The sequence below is a fragment of the Streptomyces sp. NPDC051561 genome (assembly GCF_044454195.1).
In the GTDB taxonomy this organism is placed as follows: Bacteria; Actinomycetota; Actinomycetes; order Streptomycetales; family Streptomycetaceae; genus Streptomyces.
Genome location: NZ_JBITDM010000026.1, coordinates 67,979 through 84,607 on the forward strand (window position 1 = coordinate 67,979; position 16,629 = coordinate 84,607).

The 16,629-nt window shown below is 69.5% G+C and carries 14 protein-coding genes; 8 read left to right on the top strand and 6 right to left on the bottom strand.

Annotated features, from left to right (window positions below):
• Positions 1 to 291 precede the first annotated feature (291 nt).
• The 3 genes from ACIA73_RS36040 to ACIA73_RS36050 all read left to right on the top strand — a co-directional run bounded on the left by ACIA73_RS36040 (position 292) and on the right by ACIA73_RS36050 (position 3,280).
• Positions 292 to 777 (top strand): hypothetical protein, encoded by a 486-nt coding sequence (locus ACIA73_RS36040; RefSeq protein ID WP_399443167.1) that lies wholly within the window; start codon positions 292 to 294, stop codon positions 775 to 777.
• Positions 778 to 1,031: 254 nt separating this feature from the next.
• Positions 1,032 to 2,054: an NAD(P)/FAD-dependent oxidoreductase gene (locus tag ACIA73_RS36045; RefSeq protein ID WP_399443168.1), complete on the top strand. Its 1,023-nt coding sequence runs from the start codon at positions 1,032 to 1,034 to the stop codon at positions 2,052 to 2,054.
• A 236-nt stretch (positions 2,055 to 2,290) separates the two neighbouring features.
• A complete protein-coding gene (locus ACIA73_RS36050) occupies positions 2,291 to 3,280 on the top strand; it encodes a helix-turn-helix domain-containing protein (protein ID WP_399443170.1) in 990 nt (329 codons plus the stop codon).
• A gap of 309 nt (positions 3,281 to 3,589) precedes the next feature.
• Here the strand turns inward: ACIA73_RS36050 and ACIA73_RS36055 are convergent, their stop codons facing one another.
• Positions 3,590 to 4,558, bottom strand: a complete 969-nt coding sequence (locus ACIA73_RS36055; RefSeq protein WP_399443171.1) for a multicopper oxidase domain-containing protein — start codon at positions 4,556 to 4,558, stop codon at positions 3,590 to 3,592.
• Positions 4,559 to 4,952: 394 nt separating this feature from the next.
• On the opposite strand from ACIA73_RS36055, the gene ACIA73_RS36060 reads away from it, so the two are divergent.
• Complete coding sequence (locus tag ACIA73_RS36060; RefSeq protein WP_399443173.1) at positions 4,953 to 7,322, top strand: ThuA domain-containing protein; 2,370 nt, start codon at positions 4,953 to 4,955, stop codon at positions 7,320 to 7,322.
• 69 nt (positions 7,323 to 7,391) lie between these two features.
• Positions 7,392 to 9,551 (top strand): OmpL47-type beta-barrel domain-containing protein, encoded by a 2,160-nt coding sequence (locus ACIA73_RS36065; RefSeq protein WP_399443201.1) that lies wholly within the window; start codon positions 7,392 to 7,394, stop codon positions 9,549 to 9,551.
• Positions 9,552 to 9,676: 125 nt separating this feature from the next.
• Here the strand turns inward: ACIA73_RS36065 and ACIA73_RS36070 are convergent, their stop codons facing one another.
• The 4 genes from ACIA73_RS36070 to ACIA73_RS36085 form a co-directional block, all read right to left on the bottom strand.
• Entirely contained in the window at positions 9,677 to 10,543 is an 867-nt protein-coding gene (locus ACIA73_RS36070; protein ID WP_399443174.1) for a TauD/TfdA dioxygenase family protein, read from the bottom strand.
• Positions 10,544 to 10,623: 80 nt separating this feature from the next.
• Positions 10,624 to 11,637, bottom strand: a complete 1,014-nt coding sequence (locus tag ACIA73_RS36075; protein WP_399443175.1) for a threonine/serine dehydratase — start codon at positions 11,635 to 11,637, stop codon at positions 10,624 to 10,626.
• Positions 11,634 to 12,401 carry a GNAT family N-acetyltransferase gene (locus tag ACIA73_RS36080; protein ID WP_399443176.1) on the bottom strand — a complete coding sequence of 256 codons (768 nt, stop codon included), beginning with the start codon at positions 12,399 to 12,401 and terminating at the stop codon, positions 11,634 to 11,636. The genes ACIA73_RS36075 and ACIA73_RS36080 overlap by 4 nt, the downstream gene beginning before the upstream one ends.
• A 213-nt stretch (positions 12,402 to 12,614) precedes the next feature.
• Complete coding sequence (locus tag ACIA73_RS36085; RefSeq protein WP_399443177.1) at positions 12,615 to 13,589, bottom strand: LCP family protein; 975 nt, start codon at positions 13,587 to 13,589, stop codon at positions 12,615 to 12,617.
• Positions 13,590 to 13,765: 176 nt separating this feature from the next.
• Between ACIA73_RS36085 and ACIA73_RS36090 the strand changes: the two genes are divergently transcribed.
• Positions 13,766 to 13,996 (top strand): lipopolysaccharide assembly protein LapA domain-containing protein, encoded by a 231-nt coding sequence (locus tag ACIA73_RS36090; RefSeq protein ID WP_399443178.1) that lies wholly within the window; start codon positions 13,766 to 13,768, stop codon positions 13,994 to 13,996.
• A gap of 202 nt (positions 13,997 to 14,198) precedes the next feature.
• A complete protein-coding gene (locus tag ACIA73_RS36095) occupies positions 14,199 to 14,687 on the top strand; it encodes a hypothetical protein (protein ID WP_399443179.1) in 489 nt (162 codons plus the stop codon).
• On the opposite strand, the gene eno is transcribed toward ACIA73_RS36095, so the two are convergent.
• Positions 14,684 to 15,973 (bottom strand): phosphopyruvate hydratase, encoded by a 1,290-nt coding sequence (gene eno / locus ACIA73_RS36100; RefSeq protein WP_399443180.1) that lies wholly within the window; start codon positions 15,971 to 15,973, stop codon positions 14,684 to 14,686. The genes ACIA73_RS36095 and eno overlap by 4 nt on opposite strands.
• 221 nt (positions 15,974 to 16,194) lie before the next feature.
• Here eno and ACIA73_RS36105 point away from each other — a divergent pair, with 221 nt between their 5' ends.
• Positions 16,195 to 16,617, top strand: a complete 423-nt coding sequence (locus ACIA73_RS36105) for a MarR family winged helix-turn-helix transcriptional regulator (RefSeq protein ID WP_399443181.1) — start codon at positions 16,195 to 16,197, stop codon at positions 16,615 to 16,617.
• The last annotated feature ends 12 nt before the right edge of the window (positions 16,618 to 16,629 follow it).

Below are 16,629 nucleotides of genomic sequence, written 5' to 3' on the forward strand. Positions count from 1 at the left end.
CGCCCGTCGAGGTGGGTGAATCCGTGTGCACTGACAATCCGGTTCTCTGAAGAGGTGGGAATGACCTTCGGAGGGAACGCGGAGAGTCGGCGCATGTCAGGACTCCTTGCAGCGGGTGTGCGGATTGCTCGTCGCACGATGCAGCAGGCGGGCCGTGGACGCAATCGAATTACCCGCGGATCCCGGTCGCCGCGGTACGAGAACAGGGCCATCTCACGGTGAAGCGATTCGTTTCGGCATTTATCTCGTTGCACAGGAGTACCTGCCGAATGTGACCGGAAAGAGTGAGGGATGAGCAAGAAACAGAAGGGCCGTCGACACCGCACGGTCAACCGGACTCCTCGGCCCGTCTCGGCGACTCGTTCGCCCCACCGCGAGCGCCCAGCCGCACAGCCGCACACCGCGGCTCCCACCGCCGGACGGGTGACGCCCCAGCCGGTGGCTGCCGTGCCTGCGGGACGACGGGCTCCTTCGGTGCCGATTCCCGCACCGTCCAAGGCTGCCGTCGTGCCGTCCGGGCCGTCCGGGCCGTCCGACGGAGATGACACCGAGTCGCTCGGGGGCGATCTGGGGCGCCATGTGCGGCGTACGTGGGCGGAGTTGAGAGAAGAGGGCAGCTCCGTGCCGGAGCTGGCCGACCGTGCCGGCTACACCGGGCGCACCGTACTCAAGCACCTGACCGAGCTCGCCGAGCGAGGTCTGGCCGAGCAGGACACGGACGGGTGCTGGCGGCAGACCGGGCGGGCGGGGCAGCGGGCCCTGTCCACGAGCGGCTGACACCGGGGTCCTGGAACGGACGTCACAGCGACGGCGGAGGCGCGCACCACTCAGGTGGTGCGCGCCTCCGGCGTTGGGGTGGTGGCCCGGGGCGCCGGCCTCACGGTCCGCCGGGACATACGGAGCCCACACCTCCTCTTGCGTTATACGCAAGGCTCTGTGCCTCTGGCGCAAATCACGGTTACCGTCGTCCGTGGATGCCCCAGCCGGAAAGGCCGAGGCCACGGAGGAACCGAAGAGAAGGACGTGAGGACATGTCTGTGACGACTGCCGCGACCCGTACGCACCAGGCACCGCCCGGCCGGACCGTCGACGTCGTGGTGATCGGCGGCGGTGCGGCAGGTCTGAACGGTGCGCTGATGCTCGCCCGCTCCCGCCGCTCCGTCGTGGTGATCGACAGCGGCACCCCGCGCAACGCACCGGCCGAGGGCGTGCACGGCCTGCTCGGGCTGGACGGCACCCCGCCCGCAGAGCTGTACGGGAAGGGCCGGGAGGAGGTGCGCCGGTACGGCGGCTCGATTGTCGACGGCGAGGTGACATCGGCCGTACCGGCGGACGGCACAGAGGCGTTCGAGGGTGATGCGCGTTTCACCGTGACCCTGGCCGACGGCCGCACCCTGACCGCGCGGCGCCTGCTGGTGGCCACCGGTCTGCGGGACGAGCTGCCCGGCATTCCCGGGCTGGCGGAGCACTGGGGGCGCGGGCTGGTGCACTGCCCGTACTGCCACGGCTGGGAGGTCCGCGACGAGGCCATCGGCGTCCTGGCGACCGGGCCGGCGTCGCTGCACCAGGCGCTGCTGTTCCGGCAGTTGACCGATGACCTCGTCTACTTCGTCCGGGGCACCGAGCTGGACGAGGACGCCCGCGCGCGCTTCGCCGCCCGGGGCATCCGCGTCGTGGACACGCCGGTCGAGGCGGTCGTCCGGGACTCGGACGGCTCCGTCGCCGGAGTGCGCCTGGCCGACGGCAGCACCGTGGCGCGCGGTGTCCTTTCCGTCGTGACCATCATGCGGGCCCGATCCGAGGGCCTGGAGGACCTGCGGCTGCCGACGCAGGAGCTGCCCCACGCGATGGGCCGGTGCTTCGCCGCCGGCATGGCAGGACAGACCGAAGTGCCGGGAGTCTGGGTGGCGGGCAATGCCACCGATGCGTCCGCCCAGGTCGGCGCCTCCGCCGCGGCCGGCGCCCTGGCGGGTGCCCACATCAACGCCGACCTGGCCACCGCCGACACCGACGCGGCCGTCGCATCGGCACGGGCCGAGCGCGCCACGGTGTGAACCACCGCGCGCAACGGCGCGAGAGAGCCCGTGTCCGGCCGCCCGCCGCCCGGCTCGAACGCCCATGGGGCCGGGGGCGTGCGGTCCCACCCGGGACAGCCGTACCGGTCCGTACATGGCAGACGAACGCCTTACCGGCGTACCCGGTACCGGGAACAATCGGCCTGGAGGGTGCATGCCGCTCACCCCGCCCGGACCGCGGGGCGCGGGCCGGGATCAGCACGAGGGGGGCCAGGTTGTTCCATGTCGTAGACACCATGTCGCTGCCGCGCGAGGACCGGTTCGACTGGTGGTGCCAGGAGGTCGGCCGGGGCGCGGCCCCCACCCGGATCAGCAGTGAGCACGCCGACGACTTCGCCGGAAGGGTCGGCATGCTCTCCGCCGGTCCTCTGCGGGCGACCGTCATGGGGTTCCCCACGCTGCACTCCGAGCGGACGGCGCGTCTGATCAGGCAGTCCGACCCGGAGACGTACGAACTGACGCTGGTGCTGAGCGGGACGATGAGCGTGGCTCAGGAGCGGCGTGTAGCCCGGCTGGGCGGCGGCGACTTCGTCATGTGGAGCTCCTCGCGGCCGTACACCGGTCTGGTCACGCACGGCGGGGTGGGGGGAGCCCGCACGGGGCAGGGCATGGTGCTGGACCTGCCCAGAGCGCTGCTGCCCTTCCCCGAGGAGCAGATCCGCAGGTCGCTCGCCACTGCGCTCCCGGCCGCCCCGGGCATCGGCACCCTGCTCGCCCGGCATCTGCGGGCCCTGCTCGACGAGGCGCCGCATCTGACGGACGCGGAAGGTGCGGCAGTCGGGGAGGCCACGATGCGGCTGGTGCACGCGTTCCTGGCGACGCGGCTCGGCGGGTGGACCCGCCTGGAGCCGGAGACGCGCGGAGCGGCTTTGTTGGCCTGCATGGAGAGGTTCATCGAACAGCACCTCGCCGATCCGCAGCTCACCCCGCACAGCATCGCCGCGCACCACCATGTCTCCGTACGCCTTGTCCATCACCTCTTCAAGCAGCGGTCCGAGACGGTGTCCGCGCTGATCCGCCGCAGACGGCTCGAACGGTGCCGCTCCGATCTGACCGACCGGCACCTGAACCACCTTCCCGTGCACGCGGTGGCCGCCCGCAACGGTCTGGCGGACCCCGCCGGGTTCAGCCACCTCTTCAAGCGGGCCTACGGGATGCCGCCCGCGGAGTACCGCAGGAGCGTCCGGGGGTACGGCAGGACCTGACCCCGGGCGCGGTCCGAGGGCCGCGTGGAACTGCGCGCAAGTACAAGACTGCGTGCGCTCACGGCCAATGACTGCCACGGGACCTTGGCGGATGATCGGGCACAAGGCGGAGCGGACAGCTGGGCCACTGCGGACCGGGCGTGCGCCGGGCAACCGACGCGCCAGGGGGCCGGGGGTCTCCGCGGCCCGGAGCCGTGTCCGCCGTCGAGAACGGCACCGGGGGGAACACGCGCCTCCCGGTGCCGAACCGGTTGCGCGCACACGAGAGGGACCTTCTCGCAGCCCTGTGCCCGTGCCGGACGCCGGTTCTCAGTGGTGCGGGTCGTGGCCCGGGATCGTGCCGTCCGGTTTGGCGATCAGGAAGAGGCCGGCCATTCCCATGTCCGAGTGGCTCTGGACGTGGCAGTGGTACATCCAGGCACCCGCTCCCACTCCCTCACCGGCGATGATCTGGAGGCCGAAGGAATCCGCCGGGCCGGTGATCTTGTTGTCGACGATCCGGCTGGGGTCCGTCGGGCCGGTCAGCAGGCCGGTGCGGTTGTCCGCCCAGCGGTGACCGTGGATGTGGAAGGTGTGGTAGTACTCGCCGTGGGTGATCATGACGACTTCGAGCCGCTCGCCCACCGTGGCCTCGAAGTCGGGGCTCTGGTGGGCCGGGCTGTTGTTGATCGACATGTCGTTGAAGACGATGGTGAACGTCTTGTCCGGGAGCAGGTCGCCCTTGCGCCGGACGATCACCCCGCCGTAGAGGCCGTTACGGATGCCGCCGGTGCCGTGCTCCGTACCGACCACGTGGTCGTGGTAGTGCCAGTAGCCCGCGCTGCCCTCCCGCCAGGTGCCGTCCTTGCGTTTGCCGGGGAGGTGGGTGCGCCAGGTGTAGGTGCGGGTGCCGCCGGGTTCGACGTGGCTGCGGTTCATCTTCGTGCCGTCGCTGGCGATGTCGTAGTCGAGGCCGTGCACATGGAGGCTGGCCGCGACGTCCATGGTGTTCTCGAACTCGATGTGGAGGGTGTCGCCCTCATTGATGTCGATCAGCGGGCCGGGCACCGAGGCCTTGCCCTTCTCGAAGCCGTAGCCCATCTGACCGCCTGCGAGTTTCTCCGCGTACATCTTGAGATGACGGACCTGGCCGCCGGCGGGGGCGGTCCTCGGCGGGGTGTCCGCGGTGGCCGCGTGGACCGAAGGCGGCGAGGACAACGATGTCAGGGCGGTCGTGCCGGTCGCGGCCACTGCCGTTCCGCCCAGCAGCAGGCGCCTGTTGAAGCTACGTCTGTTCATGCCGAACTCCCCATCCTCGTACGGAGATTGACGGCGTCACCGTAGCGGCGCCCCGCCGGTTTATCCACACTCAGGACAAAGTTGGGTTCAGTCCGGTCATACCTCTTGGCGAGTCGGGAAAAGGGGTCTAGCTTCATCGGCTGTTCCTGTGACTACTGAGCCACAGAGGGATGGGTGAGTACCTGTGCAGCATTCGCAGAGCGCAATTCCACGTCACCGGTCAAGACCAACCCGCCGCGCCTGGGCGGCAGTTCTCACGGCGGGAGCCCTCGCCGTCTCGCTTCTCGGCGGTACGTCGGCGTCGGCCCGGCCGTATCCCGACGACCCGGCCCCGTCGGCCGCGAAGGCACGCGAAGCCCGGGAGGCGCGCGAAGCCCTGAAGGCCAGGGAGGCCATGAAGGCCAGGGTCAGGACAACGTTGTCCCTGCCCACTCCGCCCGGCAGCGGCACCACCGTCAAGGTCCTGGTCTTCCACGCCTCCGCCTCCGGCGTGGAGGCACCCAACGTCAACGCCGGCATCGAGGCCGTCGAGAAGATCGGCGGTTCCGGGCCGGCCGCCCAGCGGTTCAGCGTGGTGGCCACCGATGACGCGACCGTCTTCACCAAGCCCCGCCTCGGCAAGTTCAACGCGGTGGTCTTCCTGACCGGCGGCGGCGACGTCCTGGACCCGGAGCAGGAAGCCGGTCTGGAGGCGTACATGGAGGCGGGCGGCGGATTCCTCGGGATTCACGACGCCGCCCGCACCGAGCCGTACTCGGACTGGTTCGGCGGCCTGGTCGGCGCCCGCGCCGCCGCGGGCAGCCCCACCGCCGTACAGCGCGCGACCGTCGAGGTCGGCGACCGGCAGCACCCGGCGGCCAGGTCGCTCCCGCTGGAGTGGAAGCGCCCCGACAAGTGGCTCAACTGGACCACCAATCCGTCCGGCGGCGTACACACCGTCGCCCGGGTCCGCGAGGCGACCTACCAGCCGGGCACCGGTGCGAACGGCGCCGACCACCCCATCTCCTGGTGCCGTGACTACGACGGCGGCCGTTCCTTCTACACCGGTATGGGCGGCACCGCCGAGGCCTTCGCCGAGACGGACTTCCGCGACCATCTGCGCGGCGCCCTGCTCTGGACCACCCGGCTGGAGCGCGCCGACTGCCGCGCCGCGATCAACGCCAACTACGCCTCGGAGCGCGTCACTTCACCCAATCAGCCGGGGCAGACCGACCAGGTCGGCGAGCCCCACGGCCTGGTCGTCGCCAAGGACGGCCGCGTCGTGTACATCGGCCGGGGCGGTGCGGCGGGCAACGCTCCGGTCGTCACCGACTGGAACAGTCCCGACATCGGCAAGGGTCAGGGCCAGGTCCACGTCTACGACCCGAAGACGAAGAAGGTCACCTTCGCGGGCGCCCTCACCGTCTTCGGCAACAAGGGCGGCGGCGACGAGCTGATCAAGAACGAGGAGGGGTTGCTGGGCGTCGAACTCGACCCGGACTTCCTCTCCAACGGGTGGGTCTATCTGCACTACACACCCCACTCGCGGATCAACCGCGACACGCACATGGCGGAGCGCCGGGTCTCCCGCTTCACCCTGGACCCGGGCACCAACCAGCTCGACCTGGCGAGCGAGAAGGTGCTGCTCAACTGGCCGGTGCAGATCCACAGTTGCTGCCACGCGGGCGGCGGAATGGCCTGGGACTCGAAGCAGAACCTGTACATCGCGACCGGTGACAACAACTCCTCCCAGTTCAGCGGGGGTTATTCCGGAAACAACCCCAAGCCCAACTTCAAGGGCGTGTCCTACGCCGACGCCCGCCGCACCGCGGGCAACACCAACAACCTCAACGGCAAGATCCTGCGCATCCACCCCGAGGACGACGGCACCTACACCCTCCCCGCCGGGAACCTCTTCACCGGCCAGGAACCCGACGAGGGCGGCGGCAAGACCCGCGGCGAGATCTATGTGATGGGCGTACGCAACCCGGCACGCATCGCCATCGACCCCAAGACCGACGTGCTGTATGCCGGCTGGGTCGGCCCGGACGCCGGTGAGCCCAGCACCACCTGGGGGCCCGCGAAGTACGACACCTTCGCCGCGATCACCAAGCCGGGCAACCACGGCTGGCCGTACTGCATGGGCAACAACCAGCCCTACCGGGACCGCAACCTGCCCGATCCGGAGAAGCCGCTGGGCTGGTACGACTGCGAGAGCCCCAAGAACGAGTCCCCGAACAACGACGGCCTGGTGAACCTGCCGCCCGTCACTCCCAACACCATCTGGTACTCCCCGCAGGGCGGCGCACCCGACTACCCCCGCGACGCCAACGGAATTCCCAGCTACAAGGTCTCCGAGCAGAAGCTGTTGCTGCCCTGGCTCAAGGGCGGCGGCCAGGCCACCATGAACGGGCCGGTCTACCGCTTCGACGCGGCGAGCGAGAGCAAGGACAAGTGGCCGTCGTACTGGGACGGCAAGTGGTTCGTCGGTGACTTCTACGACGGTGACCAGCCGCGGCACGCCGTACTCACCGACCCGAAGACGGTCGGCAGGGGCGGGCTGCCCACGCACGCCGAGTCACTGAAGAAGATCATTCCGGTCGGGGCGTCGGGCATCCGCAACCTCATGGACTGGAAGTTCGCCCCCGACGGCTCGCTCTACGTCCTGGACTACGGTCGGGGCTTCTTCACCCTCGACGACAAGTCGGCGCTGTGGCGTGTGACGTACAAGGGCGGCGAGCCGACCCCGGCCGCCGCGGACGTGGTCAAGAAGGAGGTGAGGTGAGTGCTCTCCAGGAGTTCACGCAGGAATTCAACCGCCCGCGTCTGGGCGGCTGTTCTGGCCGCGCTGGTGATGGTTCTCGGGCTGGCGTCGACGGCCGCGTACGGGCGCGGCGACAACGGCGCGAAGCAGGCCGCGCAGACGCTCACCTGGACGGCCGGTGACCCCATCGACCGCTATCTGACGTTCCCCACCACGGCGGTCGCGGGACCCACCACGATCGTCTTCGAGAACAGCACAGCGACCGGCAACACCACGGGCATGCCGCACACGCTGACCTTCGACGTGTCGGACCCCGAGTACAACCACGACGTGCCGCTGAACATCCTCGCCAACCCCAGTGACGCCCAGGGCGGAAAGCACACCGCCGAGGTCACCCTGACCCCCGGCCGCTACCGCTTCCACTGCACCATCCCGGGCCACGGCTCGATGCAGGGCATCCTCACCGTCACTGACGGCGGCGGCCCCGACACCACCGCGCCCGAGACCTCCGCGAAGGTCGACGGGGAGCGCAACGCGGACGGCGACTACCTCCAGCACGCCACGGTGACCGTGTCCGCGACCGACGAGGGCGGCTCGGGCGTCGAGAAGACCGAGTACGCGCTCGGGACGGACGGCGCCTGGACCCCGTACACCGCACCCGTGATGATCCACGAGGTCGGTACGCACAAGGTCCGCTACCGGGCCACCGACAAGGCGGGCAACACGGCCGCGGAGAAGGCCGTCGACTTCAAGGTGGTGGCGCCGCCGACCGACGACACAACGCCGCCGGAGACCTCGGCGACCGTGACCGGGGAGAAGGACGATCAGGGCCGTTACGTCGGCATGGCGACGGTCACCGCGACCGCGTCCGACACCGGTTCGGGCGTCAACCGGATCGAGTACGCGCTCGGGGCGGACGGCGCCTGGACGGCTTACACCGCACCCGTGATGGTGCACGAGGCCGGTGTCCACAAGGTCCGCTACCGGGCGAGCGACCGGGCGGGGAACGTCGCCGCCGAGAAGGCCGTCGACTTCACGGTCGTCGTCCCGCCCACCCAGGACAGGACCCCGCCGGTGACAGCTTCGACCGTGACGGGCACCAGGAACTCCGACGGCGCCTACCTCGGATCCGCGAAGGTGACGGTCACGGCGACCGACGCCGGGGGCTCCGGTGTCGACAAGGTCGAGTACTCGCTCGACAGCGGCCCCTACCTCGCCTACACCACCCCGGTGATCATCGACCGGGTCGGCCACCACACCCTGCTGCACCGGGCCACCGACAAGGCGGGCAACACCGCCGAGCCGACGAAGGTGTCGCTGGACGTGGCGCCCGGCGGTGGGGTACCCGCCCCCAACTGCCCTGAGTTCGACGAGCGGTTGACGGTCTTCGTCGGGACCGTCGACACCGGTGTGCCGAACCGTCTCACCCGTGGCCGGTGCACCATCGGCGAGCTGATCGAGGACGAGAAGGAGTGGACCTCGCACGCCCTGTTCCTCAAGCACGTCGACACGGTGCTCGACAAGCTCCTCGCCGACGGCGTGATCGACCAGCGCGAGCACAGGAAGATCTACGCCGCCGCCAAGAAGTCCGGCATCGGCAAGCCGGGTCAGACCGAGGGCTACCGTCCGCTGTTCGACGGCACCGCCGCCTCCTTCGCGAAGTGGCAGCAGGTCGGCGGCGGTTCGTTCGGTCTGAACGGCGACGGGACGCTCACCAGCAGTACCACCGTGCCCGGCATGGGCATGCTGTGGTTCCCCTCCAGGAAGTACGAGGACTTCTCGCTGAAGCTCCAGTTCCGGGACGACGCACCCGGTGACACCAACTTCGCCAACTCCGGTGTCTTCGTGCGTTTCCCGAACGTCCACGACCACCCGGAGGAGCCGCGGCCGGAATGGGTCGCCATCAAGTACGGGCACGAGGTGCAGATCCTGGACCGTCCGGACGGCGACATGTACAAGACCGGTTCGCTCTACGGCTTCGACCGGGTCGGCCTCGGCGGCGCGGGCGTCACGCCCAAGGGCACCTGGAACGACTACGAGATCAGGGTGCAGGGTCAGCATTACTCGATCCTGCGCAACGGCGTACTGATCAACGAGTTCGACAACGGCGGCGGGCAGGTCTTCGAGCCGCCGCGCGGTGACGATCCGGGCACGGACGGCCGCCGGTTCGCCTCCGGGTACATCGGGCTCCAGGTGCACGGGACGACCGATGTCGTCTCGTACCGCGACATCCGCATCAAGGAGCTGTAGCGCACCGGTCCGACGGGCGCGTCCGCGTTGTTCTTCGGCGGACGCGCCCGCACGGACGGGCTGCTGGGGGCTTTGATGCTTTGGGGCTTTGGGGCTTTGGGGCTTTGGTGCTCAGGCCGTATGGATCAGGCCTTGAGGAAGGGCTTCTCGCCGGCGATGTTGATGCGGTGCATCAACCGCTCATTCGGGAAGTAGTCGGCTGCCGCGTAGTGCTGGGTGCAGCGGTTGTCCCAGATGACGAGGTCTCCGGTGGTCCACCGGTGGCGGTAGATGATCTCGTTGGTCTCGATGTGCCGGTAGAGGAATTCCAGCAGGGCGCGGCTCTCGGCGTCGGTGAGGCCGTTGATCCGGGTCACGTACGGCGACGAGATGTACAGAGCCTGCCGGCCGGTCTCGGGGTGGGTGCGGATCAGGGGGTGTTCCACCGGCTCCTCGGCGCCGAACTGCTCGTCGGTGTCGATGCCCTTCTTCTTCAGCGACTTCTGCAGCGTGGCGTAGTCCGCGCCGAACGCCTTGCGGACGTCGTGCACCGCGGTGAGCTGGAGCAGCATCTGCCGCATGGGCGCGGAGAGCGTCTCGAAGGCGAGGTACATGTTGCCGTAGAGGGTGTCGCCGCCGACCTCGGGCGTGATCTTGGCGTAGAGGGCGGTGCCGAGCGGGGGTTCGGCCCAACCGCTGTTGTCGGTGTGCCAGCTGTTGAGGCCCGGGGGCTTCTGCTCGTTGTTGTGGAGCACCATGACCTCGGGGTGGCCCTCCACGGTCAGGGGCAGCAGGTGGCTGTGGGCGAGGAGTTCGCCGAACCGCCGGGTGAAGCTCTTCTGCTGTTCGACGGTCAGGTCCTGGCCGGGGAAGACCAGCACGTTGTGCGCGTGGAAGGCGTCGTGGACGATCTGCCAGGTCTCGTCCGTGAGGTCCTGGGAGAGGTCGATGTCGAGTACCCGGGCGCCGATGGCGGGGCTGACGGGCACGATGGTGGGCAGGGTCGTGGACATGTCTCTCCTTGGGCGGGTGGGGCTGGGGCTGATGTGCAGGTACCGGGTTTTGGCTGTGGGCCTTCGGGGACGTCCCGGTGTCAGCGGCCGGCCGTGTCGCGGGCGCCGGTCAGCGTGTGAAGGAACACGTCGGGGTCGATCACCGCGCCGCTGACGATGGCGCAGGGCCGCTTCCAGCCGTACGCCGCCGAGTGCTTCAGCACGGCGGCGTGCGCGGCCGCCCCCGCCCCCTCGCAGACGATCTTGTCGGTGAACGCCAGGGACGACAGGGCGTCCGCGGTCTCCTGCGGGGTCACCGTGAAGGCGCCGGCCAGTCGGTGCTGGACACGCTCGAACTGGGCGGGGATGACGAAGCCGGCCCCGATGCCGTCGACGAAGGACGAGCGGTAGGGGACGGCGACGGGGCGCCCGGCCCGGAGCGAGGCGGTCAGCGGGGCGCCGGTGCTGATCTCCACTGCGTAGACGGGGACTTCGCTGCCCGCGTCCCGCAGCAGTGAGGCGATGCTGTAGGCGAGATTCCCGCCTCCGTAGGGGACGAGGACCGCGTCGACGTCCGGCAGGTCCTCCAGGACTTCGAGGCCGATCGTGGCCAGTCCGAGCGAGACATAGGCGTTGGTCTCGGAGGAGAGGAAGAACCCCGGGAGGTCCGGGTACCGGGAGGTCTCCATCGTCTGCTGCCAGACGGGGTAGGGGACTTCGACGATCCGGGACCGGGGGTTGTACCAGTGGATCTGGGTCCGCTTCGCCTCGGGTATCGACTCCGGCACCACCACCGAGTAGGGGATGCCCAGCGCGGCGGTGACATGTGCGAGGCCCTGGGCGAAGTTGCCCGAACTGCAGGTGACCACGCCGTCGCGCAGGATGCGTTCCCACACCTCCGGTTCGAAGCTGCGGTAGCCGTGGATGGCGCTGAACGCTCCCCTGACCTTGAACGAGTCGGTGATCTGGAGGTTCTCGCACTTGAGGTAGGAGTCGGCGGGGCCGCGGCGCTTGGAGCGCAGCAACGGTGTGCGCAGCACATGCGGCTCGATCAGGTCCCGCATGCGTGAGACGGCGCCGGCCGAAACGGTGTCCAGTACGGGGAGGGGCGTCATACGAGTTCCGCTGTCGCGTAGCGGAAGTCCTCGACGAGTCCGAGTCCGTGGGAGAGCGCGATGCTCGCTTGTTTGTCCGCGTGGCAGCTGGTCATGGGTTTCAGACCGTTGTCGGCGCCCCAGTCGCAGACCGCTGCCAGTACCTGGTGGGCCAGCCCGCGCCCGCGGTGCCCGGGGTCGACGAAGACACCGGCCTCGATCAGTCCGCCTCCGACGACCCCGTGCGCGTCGGCGACGATCCGGCCCTGGCTGCGGAGCCCGAAGCCGACGGAGTGACGGGCGTACTGGTCGGGCGTGCCGAAGATGCCGCGGGCCATGGGGGATTCGAGTCCGGCGAAGGTCTCGGCGTCGATCCGGACCAGTTCGTACGCGTCAGGGACGGTCACTGCCGGGCGTCTCCACCCCTGATCGGGGCGGCTGAACTGCCTGCGCTGCCCCGCGGTGAATCCGGCCTGCCTGGCCAGTTCCTCGGTGCCGGCGCCGGGTGGGAGGACGAGTTGTACGCCGCCGTGTCCGGCGAGGAGGGCGGCTGCCTCGGTGAAGAACGTCTTCGAGAGCGCTCCCGCTGCGAAGCAGAAGGGCGCCTGAGTGGCGATCAGGCAGGCCTCCGGCTCTTCCCGGTCGGTCTGGGTCCAGACCTGTCCGGGGATGCCTTCGTCGAGGACCGCGTGTACGAACGCGAGGTTGGGATACGAAGCCGGAAACAACTGTTTCGCACGTGCATAATCACTGGTTTCGAGCTTGGCCAGCATCACACATTCCACCTTTCCGACCGTCGGAACGCAGCACCGCTCGAAGCGGTGCACGTTCAGTAGTGCCAGCTCAGGAGGCGGGCCATCCGAACTTTAGTGATCACAACGGTGACAGAAACAGGAACAATCAGGCCCATGCGCGACAGGTTCAGGTCAGGCACCGTCCCGTCCAGCGGCGGTGAACCCCGGGCGCCCCGACGGTCTCCCGGCCCTACGGCCTTGCCACTAGCGGCCGTTGTTCCGGGCGGGGACCGGGGCGTCCTCGCGCAGGGCGGTGAACAGCTTTTCGGCTGCCGGGGCGTCCCACTCCACGACGTCGCCGACCCCGGGGACGTACGGTTCGCTGCCGACCGGAACGGTCATGGTGGACCCGTCGCCGTCGGAGAGGTCCTTCATCTGCCACCCCAGACGGGCCAGGTCGCGCACGCCCACCCCGTCGTCGACGGTGAGCGCGTCCAGTGCGGCACTCAGGAAGGGGAACAGGTTCCAGGGGACCAGCGCCGACGGGGTGAGTGCCTCGTGGGAGACCGCGCTCACCAACTGCCGCTGCCGGGTGACGCGTCCGAGGTCACCCTGTGGGTCGGTGTACCGGGCCCGTACGTAGGCGAGAGCCTGGGTGCCGTTCATCTGCCGGCAGCCGGCGTCGAAGTCGGCCCCGGACTTCTCGTCGTGCAGGCCGCCCGCCGCGACGCAGATCTCCACGCCGCCGAGGGCGTCGACCACATCGACGAGACCGAGGAAGCTGATCTCCGCGTAGTGGTCCAGCCGCAGCCCCGTGGCCTGCTCGACGGTCCTGCTCAGCAGGGGTGCCCCGCCCAGCGCGAACGCGGCGTTGATCTTGTTCTTGCCGTGGCCGGGGACCGCCACGTAGCTGTCGCGCGGGATGCTGACGAGATACGGGCCGTTGTCCCCGTGGTGCAGCACCATGATCGTGTCGGTGTTGAGCCCGGTGTCGTTGCCGACGTGGAGCTCCTTGCGCTGTTGCGGGGTGAGGTTCTCGCGGCTGTCGGAGCCGACCAGCAGCCAGTTCACTCCCCTGCCGGGAGCGGGCCGCCCGGCGTAGTCGTCGAGGGCGTCGGTGTGCTGGATCCGGGAGGCCGCCCACAGAGAGACACCGGCCGCGTATCCGCAGGCCAGCAGCGCGAGGGCGAGGACCAGCAGGGCGATCCGCTTGGGCCGGCCGAGCCGACGACGTTTCATCACCCCATGATCGGCACTACCCCGCCGCCCCGCAGGCACAGCGCCCGGCCATTGGGCCAATCGGTACCTCGGGGGTGCTGCGGGCGGCCCCGGCGCCGGTCTGAGGAAATGCGTGGTGGATGTTGCTGGGTCATGGTGGGTGTCATATCGGCTGCCTCACTGCTCCGAGGAGTGCAATGCCCCCGACCGGCGGTTCTTCCCGCAAGACGCCTCTGGGCGTCTCCCCGCGCCTGATCGCGGGGATCGTCGTTGCCGCGCTGGCCATCTGGTTCGTCCTCATCAATACGGGCACCGCCCGTATCCACTTCTGGCTCTTCTGGGCCGAGGCGCCGATGTGGTTCGTCCTGACGGTCACCTTTGCCGCGGGCGCGGCGACGACTTGGCTGCTGGCCCGCCGGAAGAAGTAGGGCGCAGGGGCGTTCTCACGGCAGGGGTGTTCTTACCGCAGCCGGGGCGTTCTCCCGGCAGGGGGGCGGGTGCGGGCACGGTTCGTGCGGCTGGTCCACTGGGCTCGGTCCGCAGCCGTGTGCGCTGCCCGTAGCCGAGGGGGATTTACGTATGTACCGCGACACGTCCTGGGACCCGTCGCCGGTCAGAGGTTCCGTCCGGATGACCGTGCAGTTCCTGCTGACCGTCGTGTACGCGCCGGTGCACTGGGTGTTCTGTCTGGTGCTCGCGCTCACCCTGGTCGTGGTGGGCATGTTCCTGGAGATCCTCAGCTGGATTCCCGCTGTGGAGACGGGGCTGATGAAGCTCATGGACGCGGTGTTCCGTGTGGTGCCCATGTGGCCACTGTGGTTCGTCACCCTGCCGGAGCTGCGTCATGAGGGCGACGCGGAGTTCTACCGGGCGCGGGTGGAGCGCCAGTTGACCGCACCCCTGAAGGCGGCGACTCCACCGCGCGAGCTCGATGTTCCGCGCCGCAAGTACCGTGCGCTGGGCGCCGGTTACGTCGCCCAGGCAGCGCCCGTACACGGCTGGGAACTCGACCCGGACACTCCGTTCGACCCGTGGCGCGAGGTCAAACTGCTGCGGCCGCCCGTCCTGGCCGGTGCGGCACCCGCCGGTCCGGGCACCGCACCGTCCGGCACTCCCTAGCGGACTTCCCGCGGGCGCAGTGCCCGCGCTCCGGCGTACTGGGCACTGTCGCCCAACTGCTCTTCGATGCGCAGGAGTTGGTTGTACTTGGCGGTGCGGTCGGAGCGGGACAGTGAGCCGGTCTTGATCTGGCCGCAGCCGGTGGCCACCGCCAGGTCGGCGATCGTGGTGTCCTCGGTCTCGCCCGAGCGGTGTGACATCACGACGGTGTAACCGGCCCGGTGGGCGGTGTGAACGGTGGCCAGGGCTTCGGTGAGGGTGCCGATCTGGTTGACCTTCACCAGGACCGAGTTCGCGACGCCGGAGCCGATGCCTTCGCGCAGGATGTTCTCGTCGGTGCAGAACACGTCGTCACCCGTGAGCTGGCAGCGCGCTCCGACCTGTGCCGTCAGGTCCTGCCAGCCGGTCAGGTCGTCCTCGGCCATCGGGTCCTCGATGGACACGATCGGGTAGGAGTCGATCAACTTGACCAGGTAGGCGGCGTGTTCGTCAGGCGTACGTCGCACTCCCTCCCCCGCGTAGTCGTAGACGCCGTCGCGGAAGAACTCGGATGACGCGGGGTCCATGACCAGGCCGATGTCCGTGCCCGGCCGGTACCCCGAGCGCTCCACGGCCGTCATGACGAAGTCCAGGGCCTCTTCGGCGGTGCGCAGCGCGGGCGCGAAGCCGCCCTCGTCACCCACACCGGTGGAGTGGCCGGCGGCGAGCAGGTCGCGGCGCAGGGTGTGGAAGATCTCGGACCCCATCCGGACCGCCTCGGCGAACGTCCCGGCGCCGATCGGGGCGATCATGAACTCCTGGAAGTCCAGGGGATTGTCGGCGTGCGCACCGCCGTTGACGATGTTCATCATCGGTACCGGGAGAAGCCGGGCGTCGGACCCGCCCAGGTAGCGGTAGAGCGGCAGCCGGTGGGCGGTGGCCGCGGCCCTGGCGGTGGCCAGGGAGATTCCGAGGATCGCGTTGGCGCCGAGCCGGGACTTGGTGGCGGTGCCGTCGGTGGCGACGAGCGCGGCGTCGAGACCGGCCTGGTCCTCCGCCTCGCGGCCGATGACGGCCGCGGCGAGTTCCGTGTTGACGTGGCGGACGGCGGAGTCAACGCCCTTGCCGTGCCAGCGGGCCGGGTCGCCGTCGCGGAGTTCGACGGCTTCGCGCGCGCCGGTGGAGGCGCCGGAGGGGACCGCCGCCCGGCCGAGTGAGCCGTCCGCGAGTTCCACGTCCACCTCGACGGTGGGGTTGCCCCTGCTGTCGAGGACGAGGCGGCCGGTGACGGAGGTGAGGGCGGTCATGGGAGGCCCTTCCCGTTGTTCGCATGCCGCGGTCCGGCTGCGACGACGGTGGCGCTGGACCCGGCGAACCTGACTCTACAGCAATGCTGTGCAGTTCTGCTGAGCAGTTTCGCTGTGTAGTTCTGCTGCACATTTTGCTGAGCGATGTGGCGGGCTGCCGCAGGTCCACCGCGCTCCTGAGCTGTGCCGTTGCGGTGCGCACCCCTGCGTTAAAGTGCGGTATGCCCCTCCCGGAATCCGCCGCCGTCGCGGCCGAACTGCGCACCGCGATCGGAAAACTCACGCGGCGCGTGAAACTTGAGGACCAGATGCCGCTCGGCCAGGTGGCCGTCCTCGGCGAGCTGGACCGCAAGGGCGCCATGACGACCAGTGAGCTCGCGACCGGCCAGCAGGTGCGGCCGCAGTCCATGGCGCGCGCCGTCGGACTGCTCATGGAGCAGGGGCTGATCAGCCGCCGCGCCCACCCGTCCGACGGCCGCAAGAGCCTGGTCGACCTCTCGGAGGCGGGGCGCGCCCTCCTGGAGGAGGCGCGGGAGCGCAGGGCCGACTGGCTCGCGCGGGCGATCGAGGCGGAACTGACCGAGGAGGAAAGGGAGTTGCTGGCGCGCGGCATCGGCTTGGTGGAACGGCTCGCGGCTCATTAGAGCCTTGGCCGC